Annotated in this window: 14 protein-coding genes and 1 pseudogene; 4 read left to right on the forward strand and 11 right to left on the reverse strand. The window is 27.7% G+C overall.

Annotation, left to right across the window (positions count from 1 at the left end; all coding sequences use genetic code 11):
• Positions 1–185 precede the first annotated feature (185 nt).
• From ACBT_RS11840 to ACBT_RS09880, 5 genes and pseudogenes are all read right to left on the reverse strand, one after another.
• Positions 186–518, reverse strand: a pseudogene (locus ACBT_RS11840) (YraN family protein).
• A 2-nt stretch (positions 519–520) separates the two neighbouring features.
• Positions 521–721 (reverse strand): sulfur carrier protein ThiS, encoded by a 201-nt coding sequence (thiS, locus tag ACBT_RS09865; RefSeq protein WP_024774593.1) that lies wholly within the window; start codon positions 719–721, stop codon positions 521–523.
• Positions 722–772: 51 nt separating this feature from the next.
• Positions 773–1,777 (reverse strand): SAM-dependent methyltransferase, encoded by a 1,005-nt coding sequence (locus ACBT_RS09870; protein WP_051429935.1) that lies wholly within the window; start codon positions 1,775–1,777, stop codon positions 773–775.
• A 20-nt stretch (positions 1,778–1,797) separates the two neighbouring features.
• The gene (locus tag ACBT_RS09875) at positions 1,798–2,529 is read right to left on the reverse strand and encodes an OmpA family protein (RefSeq protein ID WP_024774591.1); all 732 of its coding nucleotides are present in this window, start codon (positions 2,527–2,529) and stop codon (positions 1,798–1,800) included.
• A gap of 68 nt (positions 2,530–2,597) precedes the next feature.
• A complete protein-coding gene (locus tag ACBT_RS09880; RefSeq protein ID WP_024774590.1) occupies positions 2,598–3,425 on the reverse strand; it encodes a hypothetical protein in 828 nt (275 codons plus the stop codon).
• 31 nt (positions 3,426–3,456) lie between these two features.
• On the opposite strand from ACBT_RS09880, the gene ACBT_RS09885 reads away from it, so the two are divergent.
• Both ACBT_RS09885 and pyk read left to right on the forward strand, forming a co-directional pair.
• Positions 3,457–3,609: a hypothetical protein gene (locus ACBT_RS09885; protein WP_169729040.1), complete on the forward strand. Its 153-nt coding sequence runs from the start codon at positions 3,457–3,459 to the stop codon at positions 3,607–3,609.
• Between the two features lie 94 nt (positions 3,610–3,703).
• Complete coding sequence (gene pyk, locus ACBT_RS09890; RefSeq protein WP_024774589.1) at positions 3,704–5,200, forward strand: pyruvate kinase; 1,497 nt, start codon at positions 3,704–3,706, stop codon at positions 5,198–5,200.
• 11 nt (positions 5,201–5,211) lie between these two features.
• On the opposite strand, the gene ACBT_RS09895 is transcribed toward pyk, so the two are convergent.
• The 4 genes from ACBT_RS09895 to ACBT_RS09910 all read right to left on the reverse strand — a co-directional run bounded on the left by ACBT_RS09895 (position 5,212) and on the right by ACBT_RS09910 (position 10,516).
• Positions 5,212–5,475, reverse strand: a complete 264-nt coding sequence (locus tag ACBT_RS09895) for a hypothetical protein (RefSeq protein ID WP_024774588.1) — start codon at positions 5,473–5,475, stop codon at positions 5,212–5,214.
• A gap of 72 nt (positions 5,476–5,547) precedes the next feature.
• Positions 5,548–6,336 (reverse strand): 5'/3'-nucleotidase SurE, encoded by a 789-nt coding sequence (gene surE / locus ACBT_RS09900; protein WP_024774587.1) that lies wholly within the window; start codon positions 6,334–6,336, stop codon positions 5,548–5,550.
• Positions 6,311–9,874, reverse strand: a complete 3,564-nt coding sequence (dnaE, locus tag ACBT_RS09905; RefSeq protein WP_024774586.1) for a DNA polymerase III subunit alpha — start codon at positions 9,872–9,874, stop codon at positions 6,311–6,313. The genes surE and dnaE overlap by 26 nt, the downstream gene beginning before the upstream one ends.
• A gap of 99 nt (positions 9,875–9,973) precedes the next feature.
• Entirely contained in the window at positions 9,974–10,516 is a 543-nt protein-coding gene (locus tag ACBT_RS09910) for a DJ-1 family glyoxalase III (RefSeq protein WP_024774585.1), read from the reverse strand.
• 115 nt (positions 10,517–10,631) lie between these two features.
• Between ACBT_RS09910 and ACBT_RS09915 the strand changes: the two genes are divergently transcribed.
• Together ACBT_RS09915 and ACBT_RS09920 are read left to right on the forward strand one after the other, a co-directional pair.
• Positions 10,632–11,306 (forward strand): FlgO family outer membrane protein, encoded by a 675-nt coding sequence (locus ACBT_RS09915; protein ID WP_024774584.1) that lies wholly within the window; start codon positions 10,632–10,634, stop codon positions 11,304–11,306.
• Positions 11,306–11,890 (forward strand): FlgO family outer membrane protein, encoded by a 585-nt coding sequence (locus tag ACBT_RS09920; protein ID WP_024774583.1) that lies wholly within the window; start codon positions 11,306–11,308, stop codon positions 11,888–11,890. The genes ACBT_RS09915 and ACBT_RS09920 overlap by 1 nt, the downstream gene beginning before the upstream one ends.
• Here ACBT_RS09920 and recJ read toward each other — a convergent pair.
• The gene (gene recJ / locus ACBT_RS09925) at positions 11,885–13,450 is read right to left on the reverse strand and encodes a single-stranded-DNA-specific exonuclease RecJ (protein WP_024774582.1); all 1,566 of its coding nucleotides are present in this window, start codon (positions 13,448–13,450) and stop codon (positions 11,885–11,887) included. The two genes, ACBT_RS09920 and recJ, sit on opposite strands and share 6 nt — an antisense overlap.
• A complete protein-coding gene (locus ACBT_RS09930) occupies positions 13,450–15,066 on the reverse strand; it encodes a CTP synthase (protein ID WP_024774581.1) in 1,617 nt (538 codons plus the stop codon). Before ACBT_RS09930 ends, recJ begins: the two co-directional genes overlap by 1 nt.
• Positions 15,067–15,125 lie beyond the last annotated feature (59 nt).

Genomic DNA, 15,125 nt, shown 5'->3' on the forward strand with positions numbered 1-15,125 from the left:
CTCCATAAATAATTGAAAATGGTACCAAAAAAGTGGTATTAATCAAATTAAATAAAATAATTATAAAAATTTTAACAAAATGCTAGTTTTTTGCTATTAATATAAATTATAATTCTTCTGTACTACAAAAATAAGTATACAAAATGTCACTAAGGGTGTTTCTGCGACCTTCACCCTTAGTTTTTTTATATAGTTATATTCTTAATCAATTCTATTTCATTATTATTAATTATTATAGCATCAATACAAAAAGATGAATTAAGATTTTTTGTTTGAAGGTAATATTCTACACTTTTTTTTATTTTAGATAATTTCTTAGATGTTAGATTTAATATTGCAGCTTCATAATCTATCCCTGATTTAACTTCACAAAAATGATAAATCTATCCTTTTTCTGCGATGATATCAATTTCACCAAGTTTTTTTGCATAGAAATTTGTTTCTATAATAGTGAAATTTCTTTTTTCTAAAAAGGAAACTGCGATTTTCTCAGCAATATTTCCTTTTTCTCTACTCATATTTATCCACCACCAACAAAATTTAAAAGCTCTAAAACATCATTTTCTTTTGGTTTATAAGTACTCCAGATATCTTTTTTAACTATATCCATATTAACTGCACACGCCATTACTTTATCTTCTATTTTAAGTTCTCTTATAATTTCTAAAAGTGTTGAGCCATCTTTAAACTCTATATTTTCACCATTTACAATAATTCTCACAAAAATCCTTTAATTTTTACTTTATAATTAATTTAGATTATACTTTTTGAGCTATTTTCTTATGCTTAAGCATTTAAATCTTTCTGCTAATTGATTTGGTTGGAGTAAAATTTTTACTTTTTGTAGCTCTTTTTGATAACTTTTTTCATCAACATTTGCTTTTAATATTTCCAACAAATCCAAAATACCAAAATCAATAAGTGTTTTTAGTTGAGTTTTTAATTCAATGTTATGAATATTATTTTGTTTAAAACAATCTATTAAATATCCAAAATGAACATCATAAGTAATATCTGAATTTTTATAAAAAGATTTTAGTTCTAGATTTTTTTCAAAAAATGGATAAACTTTGTGTCCCTTATAAATTCTAAGACTAAAATCATTTCTTATATTTTTTTCTCCATAATCAAATGCTATAAATTCAAATTTATTTATATTTTTACAAAGTTTTGTTACAAATTCTAAATATTCTAAAGATATCTCACCTTTTTCTATACTATATTTTTTACAATGTTCCAACACTTTATTATTTTTACAAGGTAGAAATTTTATTTCATGATTATCTACAAAAACTTGATTTAAAATATTATCTTTTGTAAATACTAAATCACAAGAAAAAGAATCAAAAATTTCATTTGAAATTATAAAAGCATTATCTAATTTAATATTTTCTAAATCATCATAATGTTGAAATTTTATAAAACTTCCAAAAGAGTCAAAAAGATATTTTTTTTGAATTTCCCTTAAATTCTCATACTTTTCTAAAATTGCAAAATTTAGAGTTTCTAAAAGTTCAGGTTTTAAAGTATAAATAAACTGGATGATATCAGCTATTAAATAGCCTTTTTCAGCACCAATTTCCAGAATTGTAGTAGTTTTATTTAAAAAGTCACTTTCTATACTTGAAATTATTTTTTTAGCAATTGCTCCTCCAAAAAATGGAGTCACACTAACAGAGGTAAAGAAATCTCCTTCTTTACCTATATTCTTATAATTTGTATAATAGCCGTCTTTTCCATAAAGCCAAGAATTAAAATATTCACTAAATCTTATCATTTTAAGATTTTAGCAAATCCTTATTTACAAACATCAATAACTGATTCTTGATTTGGATATAAATATACCTCAACTCTTCTATTTAATGCCATATTCTCTTTTGAACTATTTGCAACTATTGGTTTATCAAAAGAACAACCTCTTGAAAATATCTGATTAGATACACCATTTGAATAAATTATATTTCCTACATTGCTAGCTCTTTGTTCAGATAACTTTTGATTATAAGCATGTTTTCCAGAATTATCAGTATGACCAACAACTTGAACTAATGTATTTGGATAATTTTTTAGAACTGTATTTAATTTTGAAATCTTTTGACTAGCACTATATGTAGGGTTAGCAGAATTTACTTCAAACATCATATCATCTCTGAACATTATTTTTACATATTTATCTGTATTTGAAACTATTAAGTCTTGATTTGGATCCATTTGTGCATTTGGATTATTGTTTACATCTGTATTTAAACTTTGAGCAACTTCTTTTGCTTGTTTATCCAAACTATATCCAACAGCCCCTCCAATAGCAGCACCTGCTAATCCTCCAATTACTTTATTTCGACTCTTACTTCCACCACCAATATTATTTCCTAAAACAACTCCTGCAATTGCTCCAACTGTTGTTCCAATGATTGCATTTTGATTATTATCAAATGTTTGATTTCCTGTATTCATACTTGAAGCACAACCAGTAAGCATAGATGCAACAATAGCACTTGTTAATATAACCTTTAAATTAAATACTCTCATAATAAACCTTTTAATTATTTTTGTGATTCTAACATATCCATAGTGAAATAATTGTATAAAATGTTTTATCAAGAATTATAAAACATTTTTTTTATTAAAACATACAGAATATATATAAAAACAATTGGTAATAAAATAGTTTGAAATATAAAAACTATAATCAAATCTATAATATATTCACTTGAATTATCAACTGCATTTTTATACTCATCAACTTTTTTTTCATAAAATTTTAAATCAAATTTCTCCACTATTTTTCCAAAGAAAGAACTCTCATCTTGCTTTTGTTCAATTGTATCTTGATTTATTTTACTTACATTATCTGTCACTTTTAAAATATTTTCATTTAAATGTTCAATATTGTATTGCGGTTTTACAAAATAGTTATATGTAAAATCATTCACATAACTTATCATAGGAATAGAAAATCTTAAAAAAATAAGAATAAAAGTTGTTTTAAAAAAAATAGATCTTAATTTTCCATCATTTCTAAATCGTTTGAAAAGCCAAATATTAAAAATAATAATGAAAGTAAATAATATATAGTTAAATATCTCATTTGTCACAAAATTCAATAAAATCTTTTGAATACCTAATGACACTAAACTAGCAAGCATTATAAGGGAAAATTGTTCAACTAGATCATTTATAGGATCTAATATTTGCCCAATAGCAACTACAATAAAAGGTAAATTTATCTCTGTTCCTTGTGCTAGTGATATCACACCATTTAAAGCTTTTGCACTACCAAATACAATAATTGCCTGTTTAAATGATTCATCAACCATTTTTTTTGCACTTTCATCAACCGTAAATGAACTAGCAAAAAAAAGAACAATCAAAGTAAAAAATAGTAAAATTAATTTGTTTATGTTAGTTAAGATAAATGTTTTCATGAGAAACATTATACAAAATAAAAGGAAAATTATGGAAATAACTATGATATTTATCTATATTATTATTTTTCTAATTGCTTTAATTTTGAGCTTTTTTAATATTAAGTATTTCATTAATATGTGGAAATTCAAAAATAGTAAAAAAGATAAAACTAAAAATGAAGATTTTAAGAAATTTGATTAAAATTTAAATATTTTAATGTTGTATAAATGTTTCGCTGTAACTAAATAGAAACTATTATTAGCTATAATTAAACATCAAAAATAGGAGACTTTTTATGGATAAAAAAACAAAAATTTTAGCAACACTAGGACCTGCAAGTAATAGTTTAGAAATGATAGAGAAGTTAATTGATGCTGGTGCAAATATGTTTAGATTAAATTTTTCACACGGTAGCCATGAATACCATCAAGAAACTCTAGATAATATTAGACAAGCTATGCAAAATAAGAAAAAAATCGTAGGAATCTTACAAGACATTTCAGGACCAAAAATAAGAGTTGGTGAGTTAAAAGAACCTTTTTTATTAGAAGCTGGTGACACTGTAACTTTTGAAAAAGAAGAGATTGTTGGATATAAAAAAGGACCTAAAGAGTATGTAGTATCTATAAATTATCCATATATTTTAGAAAAAATAAAAATTGATGAATATATTTATTTATATGATGGAATAATAAGAGCAAAAGTTATAGAAACAACTCCAAAAGTTATAGCGGAAATCGAAAATAATGGAACATTAAGTTCAAGAAAAGGAGTTAATTTTCCAAATACAATTATTGATATTGAAGTTATTACAAAAAAAGATGAAGCTGATATTGCATGGGGTGTAAAAAATAGAGTTGACTATTTTGCTATTTCATTTGTTCAAAATGCAAAAGATATGAGAAGAGCAAGAGCACTATTAGGTGATTACAAAGGTAAGCTAATTGCAAAAATTGAAAAATTTGATGCTGTTTCAAATATTGATGAAATTATTGAAGTAAGTGATGGAATCATGGTTGCACGTGGAGACTTAGGAATTGAAGTTCCATATTATGATGTTCCTACAATCCAAAAAATGCTAATTCGTAAATCAAATGCAAAAGGTATTCCTGTAATTACTGCTACTCAAATGCTTTTATCAATGACACAAAATGAAAGAGCAACAAGAGCTGAAATTTCTGACGTTGCAAATGCTGTTTTAGATGGTACAGACATTGTAATGCTTTCTGAAGAAAGTGCCGTAGGAGATAATCCAACAAATGTTGTTGAAACAATGAACAACATTATCAGTCAAACTGAAAAAATTTATAATCATGATAAAAGATATAACTTTACATATTTAGATGAGTTTGATGTAATTCAAGCAACAGTAACAAAACTAGCTGATGATTTAGGTGCAGATGGTATTTTATCTCTTACAAGTAGTGGAAATTCTGCTAGAAAAATGTCTAGATATAGACCAAAAACTCCTCTATTTACATTTGCTCATGATAGAGAAACATTAACTTCATTAACTGCTCTTTGGGGAGTACAACCAATTACAACAGTAAAAGAAGCTCAAGCATCTAAAATGATTCAAAAAATGTTAAGAAGCTTAGAAAAAAGAGAGTTATTAAATAAAAATGGTTTATATATTTGCACTGTTGGATACCCTGTTGGAATTCCTGGAAGTACGAATACTATTAAAATATTAACTCCAAGTGAAATAGAGTTCTATCTAAACTTCAAAGAAAATAGAGAGAAAACAAAACAAGAGAAAAAACAAAAAACATCAACGACAATTGATGAATAAAAGTAGAACTTTTATAGTTCTACTAACTCTCTTTTAAATACTTCTTGATTAAGTTTTTTTATTGCAGTTTGGTAAGTTTTTTGAATTTTTTCTTCATCTTCTTCTCTTAAAAGAAGTTTTATTTCATCAATATTCTTTCCCTCTTCAAATGCAATAAAAGTTTTATACTCTTTTTTTGTAAATTTTCTTTTTAAAACTTCTTGAAGTTCTTCTTCACTTTTTAGTAATCCTACTAGTTTTACTATATGTTTTGTTATCGAGTTTGTGAAATTCACAATTTATCCTTTTAAATATTCCAAATAAATGAAACTATAATTTAATGATATTTTTTAAAATATCAAAACCTTTTAATCTACTAACCAATTTTCTAGATTTTCAATATCTTTGTATGATGTCATATCTAACTTTATAGGAGTTATAGATACATAACCATCACTTATTGCTTCAAAATCACAGGATTTATCTTCACTTGGAACCCAAATAAGAGGGTGAAGCCCTATCCAATAATACTCTTCTCCTCTTGGATTTAGATGTCTATGTGAATCATTTCCATATTTTCTATATCCAGCTTTTGTGATCTTAAATCCCTTGCACTCATCCGCTTTTATTGCGGGAATATTAACATTTAAAAACTTTCGTTCATCTAATGGAAATGAGCCATTTATTATTTTTTTTACTAGTTTCACAATAGTCTCTTTTGCGAGATCAAAATCCATACCATCGTCAATTCCTTGAGACATGTTTCTACATACTTGTGAAATTGCAATTGCAGGAATTCCTTGAATTACAGCTTCCATTGCAGCACTTGCTGTACCACTATATGTTATATCTTCTCCCATATTAGCACCAATATTTATACCACTAACTACTAAATCTGGTTTATATCCTTCTTTAAATAAATTCCCTAAAGATAAATAGACACAATCTGTTGGTGTTGCATCATCAATTTTGTAAAAATCATCTTTCATGCAAATCATTCTAAGTGGTCTATCAAGCGTCAAAGAATGTCCGCAAGCTGACTTATTTTTTGCTGGTGCTACTACTGTAATTCTTGCTATTCCAGATAAAGCTTCAATTAAAGCTTTTAATCCTGCAGCGTGGTATCCATCATCATTTGTTAGAAGTATCTGTAACATCTACTATATATGCTCCTTTTATATTATTTATTACTTTTTCAATATCACTATTTACTTTTATTGCACTTTCTAATTCCAAATCCGCTAATTTAGACTTTATTAAGATTCTTAATTCTCTTTTTCCTTGATTATTCACAACTAAATCAAATAAATCATGAATTATTAATTCATCTTCACTAAAAGGAATAGCAATAATTAAAGGTGGTTCAACAACCTCTTTTTGTTTTATTTTAACTTTTTCTTTTTGTGCATCAAAAATAGTCTCAATTTTTAAAACACTCATTCTTGTAAATTGTTCATTTTTTGATATTCGAACCTTTATAGCAATTGGCTCATTTAAATCAAAATTTTCTTGAAGCTCTTTTAATCTATCTTCAAAAAGCATAAATTCAACTGTTCCATGGTAATCAAGTACAGAAATAATTCCAAACTTTCCACCTTTTTTAGAAATCTTTTCAGTTATCTCTTCAACTTTTCCAACAATTAAAATTTGACTTCCATCTTCAAGCTCATCAATACTTGAAGATAAAGTATAATTTATTTTTTCTATCTGTTCTTTATACTCATCCAAAGGATGTCCTGAAACATAAAATCCAAGACTTGCTTTTTCAAGTTCAAGAATTTCTTTTGGAGAATATTCAGGTAAATTATCTAATTCTATCTCTATTTTTGTAAGTTCATCACTATCTCCAAAAAGTGAACCTGTTGACATTTTTTTTGCATTTGAAGCTTTTGAAGCACCATCCACAATTTTTTCTATTTGGCTTAAAAGTGCATTTCTAGAATAACCTAAACTATCAAAAACTCCTGCTTTTGCTAAAGATTCTATAACTCTTTTATTTACTTTACTAGCATCAATTCTTGAAATAAAATCCGATAAATCATTAAATTTACCTTTTTCTCTTGCTTGTAAAATAGATTTAATAGCAACATCACCAGCACCTTTTATAGCTCCCATACCAAACATAACAACTTCTTTTCCATTTATGTTTGTTGCTGAGAAAACAAGATCTGATTTATTTATATCAGGCGGGAAAAGTTCAAGATTTAATCTTTTAACCTCATCAACATATCTTACAACCTTATCTGTATTGTCTTTTTCAAGTGTTAAAAGAGCTGCCATAAATTCTGCTGGGTAATAACATTTTAAATAAGAAGTATAAAAAGTAACTAAAGCATAAGCTGCTGAGTGAGATTTGTTAAATCCATATCCAGCGAATTTTACAATCAAATCAAAAAGTTCTTCTGCATAGGCTCTTGTAAATCCTTTTTCTTCAGCTCCATCAGCAAACTGACCTTTTAGCCTATCCATCTCTTCTTTAATCTTTTTACCCATTGCTCTTCTTACAAGGTCAGCACCTCCAAGAGAAAAGCCTCCAACACTTTGAACAATTTGCATTACCTGCTCTTGATAAACAATTACTCCATAAGTATTTTCAAGTATTGGTTTTAAAGCTTCTTCAAGTTCATCATGAAAGTAATCAATTTTTGCACGTCCATGTTTTCTTTCAATAAAGTCATCAAGCATTCCTGATTCCATAGGTCCTGGTCTATATAAAGCAAGAACGGCAACAATATCTTCAAAGTTTGATGGTTTTAATCTTTTACATAAATCTTGCATACCATCTGACTCTATTTGAAATAGTCCTAAAGTATCTCCAGTTTGAATTAAATCATAAACACCTTTGTCATTTACATCTATAGTTTTAAAATCTATAACTTTTCCATGACGTTGTTTGATTAATTTTATAGCTTCATCAATAACTGTAAGAGTTTTTAATCCTAAAAAGTCAAATTTAATCAAATCAACATCTTCAATATATTTTCCATTATATTGAGTAGCTAAAGTATCAAGTCCACTTGGTTTAAAAAGTGGAGTTTTATTCCAAAGTGGCTCATTTGATATAACAACTCCAGCAGCATGAGTTCCAGCATTTCTATTTAATCCTTCTAGTGCCAATGCATATTCCCAAACTCTAGCTGCTAGAGGATCAGCTTCACAAAGTTCTTTTATTTTTGGCTCTTTTTCCCAAGAGTTTTTTAAATCTATTCCTAATTCATCAGGAATTAATTTTGCCATTGCATCTGCTTTTGCATAAGGCATATCAAGAACCCTAGCAACATCTCTTATAACCCCTTTTGCTAAAAGCTTACCAAAAGTAATAATTTGTGCAACATTGGCTCGTCCATATTGATTTACAACATAATCAATAATCTCCCCCCGTCTACTTTGACAAAAATCCATATCAATATCGGGCATTGAAACCCTCTCTGGATTTAAAAACCTTTCAAAAAGTAATCCATAAGGAATTGGGTCAATATCTGTAATTTTTAAACTATACGCAACTAAACTTCCAGCTGCACTTCCTCTTCCTGGACCAACTGGAATTCCCATATCTTTTGCAACTTTAACGAAATCCCAAACAATTAACATATATCCTGGAAATTTCATATTATTTATAATATTTATCTCTGTTTCTAATCTAGCTTTATACTCTTCATGTTTTTCAAGAGGTACAAGCTTTAATCTATCTTCTAAACCAATTCTACATTCATAAGAAAATAAAACTTTATCATTTTCTAAAGAATATTCATTTTCTGGTTCAGGTATTTCAAGATTTAATTCTTTTAACTTATCTCTTGTAAATTTGAAATTTGGAGGAGTTGGATTTCCTAACTTTATAGTAAGATTACATTTATCAGCTATTTCTTGAGTTGCTTCAATAGCTTCAGGAATATCTGCATAAAGTTTATAAATTTGTTCTTGCGACTTTAAATAAAACTCATGAACACTATGTCTTAATCTATTTGGATCATCATATAGTTTATTCATTGCAATACACATAAAAGCCTCATGTGCATCTGCATCTTTTTGTTCTAAATAGTGAGTATCATTTGTAGCAACTATTTTTATTCCAGTCTCTTTTGAAATTCTTAAAATTTGGTCATCTACAAAAAGTTGATCCCCAATTCCATGTCTCATAATCTCTAAATAAAAATCTTCACCAAATATCTCTTTGTACTCTAAAGAAATTCTTTTAGCTTCTTCATATCCTTTTGCACCATTTTTTACATTTCTCTCACTTTGAGTATTTAAATGCCAATTTACCTCACCTTGTAGACATGCGGCACTACAAACGAGACCTGTTGAATGTTCTTTTAATAACTTTTTATTTATTCTTGGATAGTAATAAAATCCTTCCATATATGCTTTTGAACTAAGATACATAAGATTTTTATATCCAATTTCATCTTTTGCATATAAACATAAATGAAATCTTTGTCTATTTGTTTTATCTGCTATATCATCACTATTGTGTATATAAGCCTCCATTCCAATAATTGGCTTTATACCTTCAGCTCTCATAGCATTATAAAAATCTATTGCTCCAAACATATTTCCATGATCAGTCATGGCAACACTTGTCATACCAAAGCTTTTTAGTTTTTTTGCAAGTGGTTTTATCTTGTTTGCTCCATCTAGAAGCGAATATTCTGTATGTAGATGTAAATGTGTAAATTGCGGTATTTGTGACATATTTTTATAAATCTTTATTAGTTTTTTGTTTATAGTCTATCTAAAGTTTGGTTTTGAAGAAATTAAAGTCAATAAACAAGCCAAAAAAGCTTGTTTATTTTATGCTAATAGACCATTTTTTACAGAAAAATAGATTTCATCACCTTTTAAAATTTTTACAATTTCTAAAGCAAATTCCATAGCTGTTGCTGGTCCTTTTGAAGTTACAACATTTGAATCAATAACAACATTTTTATTGTTGATATAGCCTTCATCTTTAATTTTTTCTTCAAAGCTTGGATAACATGTATAATTTTCATTTAAAACATTAGCCTTGTGCAGAGCATAAGGAGCTGCACAGATTGCTGCAATTTTTTTATTTTTTTCTTTAAACTCTTTTAAAAGTCTTTGAACATCACTGTTTTCAGCCAATGTAAAGGCATTTGGAAGACCACCAGGAAGAGCTATCATATCAAAATTATCGCTTGAAACTTCAGATATTTTTTTATCTGTTTCAATTTTAATATTATGTGCACCTGTTAAAATATTATCTTCAACACCTGCTGTTATTACTTCAATACCTGCTCTTCTACAAACATCAATTATTGAAATTGCCTCAATCTCTTCAAATCCATTTGAAATTGGAACTAAAAGTTTTGACATATTCTCTCCTTTTTCTTTGTTTTTTTGATTATATTAAATTATGTTTAAAATTAGTTCAAGGATATGTAAGTAAGTTTTTAATAAAATCTTACTAATTTACAAAAGGGGTTTTTCAATGTTTAGAAATATTTCTAAAACTGCTATTTTATCATCTTTAGTTGTACTAATTCTTTCTGGTTGTTCATACAAGTATAGAAGTGCTAATACATCTGATGCGACTAGTAATAGCAATTTAAACAAAGAGTATAACAAAGTAAAAGATGCGAGAGATCATTTAGATATTGCTGATGATATGCAAAAATATGTAACAAGTCAAACAACTCTTGAATCAACAATTGCATCTCTTTCAACTCAACTAATGCAAAACCAAAAAATCAATACTGATAAACCTGTACTTATTACATCTTTCGTAAGACTTGATCAATTAAAAGAGACTTCAGAATTTGGAAGAGTTTTAGGAGAAAGTTTAATAAATGAACTTTCAAATAGAGGATTTAATGTAATAGAATATAGAGGTCAAATGGCTGTTTCTATAAACGACAAGGGTGAATATTTCATCTCTAGAAAACCTCATGAAATAAAAAGTTCTGTTCCAAATACTTATGTAGTTGTTGGAACTTACTCTAGACAACCTGGAAAAGTTATTTTAAATGCAAGAATTATTGATAATATTAGTGGTAAAATAATTACAAGTGCTAGAGCAACATATCTTCATAACTTAGCAAATGATTGTACACTTTTCAAAGATTGTGCACCTGCTAGAACAGTAAAAATAATTAAAGAGAAATAATGCAAAAATCTTACATAAGATTAGTAAAACAAATAATTGTTTTACTAATCTTAACTTTTAGTTTTAATTCTTGTGCTTATAAATATCCATTAAATGGTTCAAATAATTTTCATGCATTAATTTCATCAATGGTTGATGAATCAAGTCAAAAAATTAAAAGACATGTAGGTATGGGAGAAGTGGTTTTAGTTTCAGATTTTGTAAATCTTGATAAATTACAAAACAGATCTCAACTAGGTTTTTTGTTATCTAGTATGTTAAAAGATAAGCTATCTTCTTTAAATATTGTAGTAAAAGAGATTGAATTAGGAAAAGAGTTTGAAATTGGAAAATCAGGATTTAATCTTCTGACAAGAGAACAAAGTAAACTTCTTTCAAAAACAGTTCAATCAAAATATGCTGCAGTTGGTACATATTCAATAACTAGTAAAACTTTAAATGTTTTTATTAGACTTATTGATGTTAATACTGGAAATATACTAGCTTCTTCTTATGGAAGAACTGATATAGATGATGAAATTTTAGGTCTTGAAGGAAGCTTAGAAAGAAAAACTCCTACTTTAAGACCTCATTTAGTTTTATAAGATTTCTTGAATTAAAAAAGTTGGGGTTACTACCCCTCTAAACTCATTTTTAGAAATTGATAATATGAGATTTAGATTGTTATCTAAATTTGTATTATTATCATAAAATTTTAGAGCCTCAAAAATAAATCCATCACTATTCAAAGTAAGTTTTAGATGATTTTTATCTTTTCCTATTAGATCAGTTTTCACCAATTTAGCATTTGAGACATTAAAAATTGGTCTTTCATTTTCAAGTCCATAAGGTTCAAATTCTTCAATAATAGAGATAAATTCTAAATCTACACTAGAAACATCTAACTCTCCTAAAGTTATAAATTCATTGTGTAAACTATCATTTACTTGACTTAATTCTTTATTTATAATCTCTTTAAACTCTTCTAAATTTAAAGCTTCTAAAGACAATCCAGCAGCATTTTTATGCCCACCAAAACCTATTAATAAATGTTTTGCCTTTGATATTAAATCATAAAGACTTATTTGTGAATTTGCTCTTGCACTACCCTTTGCAATGTTATCATTAATAGAAAAAATAAAAGCAGGTTTTTTAAATTTATGAGAAAGTTTTGAAGCCACTATTCCAATAACACCTTCATGCCACTCTTCTCCCCAAACAACAACTGCCTTATCACTACTTTTTATCTGTTTTTCTGCTCTTGAACAAATATCTTCTTGTAAAGTTTTTCTATAATTATTTAATTCTTCTAAAACTGCTAAGCTTTCATAAGCACTATTTTGGCATTTTGAAAGTAAAAAATCTAAAGCCAAACTAGCGTCATCCATTCTTCCAGCACTATTAATTTTAGGAGCTATCGTAAAACCTACATCATCTGAAACTAAAAATTCTTTTTGAATATGTTGATTTAAAAGTTTAAATGCTTCTCTTTTTGAATTTTTTATTTTTTTTAAACCCTGTTTTACCATTGTATGATTTAAACTTGTCATTGGCATTATATCTGCAATAATTGCCAATGTTAAAAGATCTAAATATGAACTCAAATCAACATTTGCTTCTAACTCTTTTTTTATAGCTGCACAAAAATACCAAGCAACTTGAGCACCACAAATCTCTTTAAACTCAAAAGTACAATCTTCTTGCTTTGGATTTATAATAGCTAGAGCATGAGGAATTTTTTCTCCTACTGTATGATGGTCTGTGATAATCAAATCTATATTTTTTTCTTTTAAAATAAGAGATGCTTCATAAGCACTAATTCCATTATCAACTGTAATAACTAGGCCATCATCTATTTTATTAGCAATTTTAGGAGATAAACCATATCCATGCTCAAATCTATTTGGAATTATATAATCTACTTTTATTCCTAAATTTTCAAAAAATTCAAGCATAATTGTAGTAGATACAACACCATCAACATCATAATCACCAACTATAGTTATTTTTTCACCGCACTCTATAGCTTTTTTTACTCTTTTTGTTGCAATATTAATATCTTTGAAGTTGTTTGGAGTTGGAATTGAAGCAAGCTTTGAATACGGATTATTCAAATGCCTGCTACTTAGAATTTCGAAAAGTCTTTGCTTTGTAATCTTTGACATTATTTAGAAGTATTTGCCTGTTTTACAAACTCTAATATAATTGGATTTGGAGTCTCAAGATGAGATGTAAACTCTGGATGGAACTGAACTCCTACAAACCATGGATGATCTTTTAATTCAACTGCTTCAATAAGACCATTTGATTCTCCACAAATAATCATTCCAGCTTTTTCTAAAACTTCTTTATATTTTGGATTTGCTTCATATCTGTGTCTATGTCTTTCAAAATACTCTTTTTCATTTCCATAAGCTTTTTGAAGTTTTGAGCCTTTAAGTGGTTCAAATGGGTATTCACCAAGTCTCATAGTTCCACCTAGTGGAGATTTTGATGTTCTTAGTTGTTTATTTCCACTTTGATCCATAAACTCATCAATTAAGTAAATTAATGGATTTTTTGTATTTTCATCAAATTCTATAGAGTTTGCATCTGCAATACCTAAAACATTTCTTGCGAATTCTATAATACTTAATTGCATTCCAAGACAAATTCCAAGGAAAGTTATATTATTTTCTCTTGCATATTTTATAGCTTTTAGTTTTCCTTCTACACCTCTAGCACCAAATCCACCAGCAACTAGAATTGCATCAACATTTCCAATTACTTCATATGCTCCTAAATCCTCAATTCTTTCACTATCACACCAGTGAATATTTATTTTTGTATTTAGATGAGCCCCTGCATGAACTAATGCTTCAATTAATGATTTATAAGACTCTTTTAATCCTAAATATTTTCCAACAAACGCAATAGTAACCTCATCTTGTGGAACTAAAATATTTTTAACAAGTCTATCCCATTTCTCCATATTTGGTTTAATTTTTATATTGAAATGCTCTGATAATGGAGTTAGTATTCCTTCTTTTATAAAAAGTAATGGTACTTGATAAATAGATTGTGCATCACCAGCTTCAATAACTGCATTTCTATCAATGTCACAAGATAATGCCAATTTATCTTTTAAAGCTTTTGGAAGCTCTTTTTCAGTTCTACAAACAAGCATATGAGGAGTTATTCCAATTCTTCTTAACTCTTGAACAGAGTGTTGAGTTGGTTTAGTTTTAAGTTCTCCAGCTGCTTTTATATAAGGAATTAAACTTACATGGATATTCATAGTATTTGACTTTGGAAGTTCATGACGAATTGATCTAATAGCCTCTAAAAATGGAAGACTTTCGATATCACCAACTGTACCACCAATCTCAATAATTAAAAAATCATTATCAGATGCTGCTTGAAAAATTCTATCTTTTATCTCATCAACAACATGAGGAATTACTTGGATAGTTTTTCCTAAATAACCACCTTGTCTTTCTCTTTTTATTACACTTTGATAGACTTGTCCTGTTGTAAAGCTATTAATTTTTGATAAAGTTTTATCTGTAAATCTCTCATAATTACCCAAGTCTAAGTCTGTCTCAGCACCATCAGCAGTAACAAAAACTTCACCATGTTCTAAAGGACTCATTGTTCCTGGGTCTACATTTAAGTACGGGTCAATTTTCAACATACTTACTTTAAATCCTGATTGCTTTAATATTGCTGCAATTGAAGCAGAAGTTATCCCTTTTCCTAAAGAGCTTAAAACTCCACCCGTTACAAAAATGAATTTTGTCATTAAAATACTCCGTAAAAATTATTAAATTTATAAAATATATAAGCTGTTATTGTATCTAA

The organism is Aliarcobacter cibarius, assembly GCF_013372265.1.
Taxonomy (GTDB): Bacteria; Campylobacterota; Campylobacteria; order Campylobacterales; family Arcobacteraceae; genus Aliarcobacter; species Aliarcobacter cibarius.

What these genes read in the sequence shown, in the direction of transcription:
- ACBT_RS09870 (WP_051429935.1), bottom strand. Translation starts at nt 1,777, where the DNA reads ATGATAAGATTTAGTGAATATTTTAATTCTTGGCTTTATGGAAAAGAC.
- ACBT_RS09875 (WP_024774591.1), bottom strand. Translation starts at nt 2,529, where the DNA reads ATGAGAGTATTTAATTTAAAGGTTATATTAACAAGTGCTATTGTTGCA.
- ACBT_RS09880 (WP_024774590.1), bottom strand. Translation starts at nt 3,425, where the DNA reads ATGAAAACATTTATCTTAACTAACATAAACAAATTAATTTTACTATTT.
- ACBT_RS09885 (WP_169729040.1), top strand. Translation starts at nt 3,457, where the DNA reads ATGGAAATAACTATGATATTTATCTATATTATTATTTTTCTAATTGCT.
- pyk (WP_024774589.1), top strand. Translation starts at nt 3,704, where the DNA reads ATGGATAAAAAAACAAAAATTTTAGCAACACTAGGACCTGCAAGTAAT.
- surE (WP_024774587.1), bottom strand. Translation starts at nt 6,336, where the DNA reads ATGTTACAGATACTTCTAACAAATGATGATGGATACCACGCTGCAGGA.
- dnaE (WP_024774586.1), bottom strand. Translation starts at nt 9,874, where the DNA reads ATGTCACAAATACCGCAATTTACACATTTACATCTACATACAGAATAT.
- ACBT_RS09910 (WP_024774585.1), bottom strand. Translation starts at nt 10,516, where the DNA reads ATGTCAAAACTTTTAGTTCCAATTTCAAATGGATTTGAAGAGATTGAG.
- ACBT_RS09915 (WP_024774584.1), top strand. Translation starts at nt 10,632, where the DNA reads ATGTTTAGAAATATTTCTAAAACTGCTATTTTATCATCTTTAGTTGTA.
- ACBT_RS09920 (WP_024774583.1), top strand. Translation starts at nt 11,306, where the DNA reads ATGCAAAAATCTTACATAAGATTAGTAAAACAAATAATTGTTTTACTA.
- recJ (WP_024774582.1), bottom strand. Translation starts at nt 13,450, where the DNA reads ATGTCAAAGATTACAAAGCAAAGACTTTTCGAAATTCTAAGTAGCAGG.
- ACBT_RS09930 (WP_024774581.1), bottom strand. Translation starts at nt 15,066, where the DNA reads ATGACAAAATTCATTTTTGTAACGGGTGGAGTTTTAAGCTCTTTAGGA.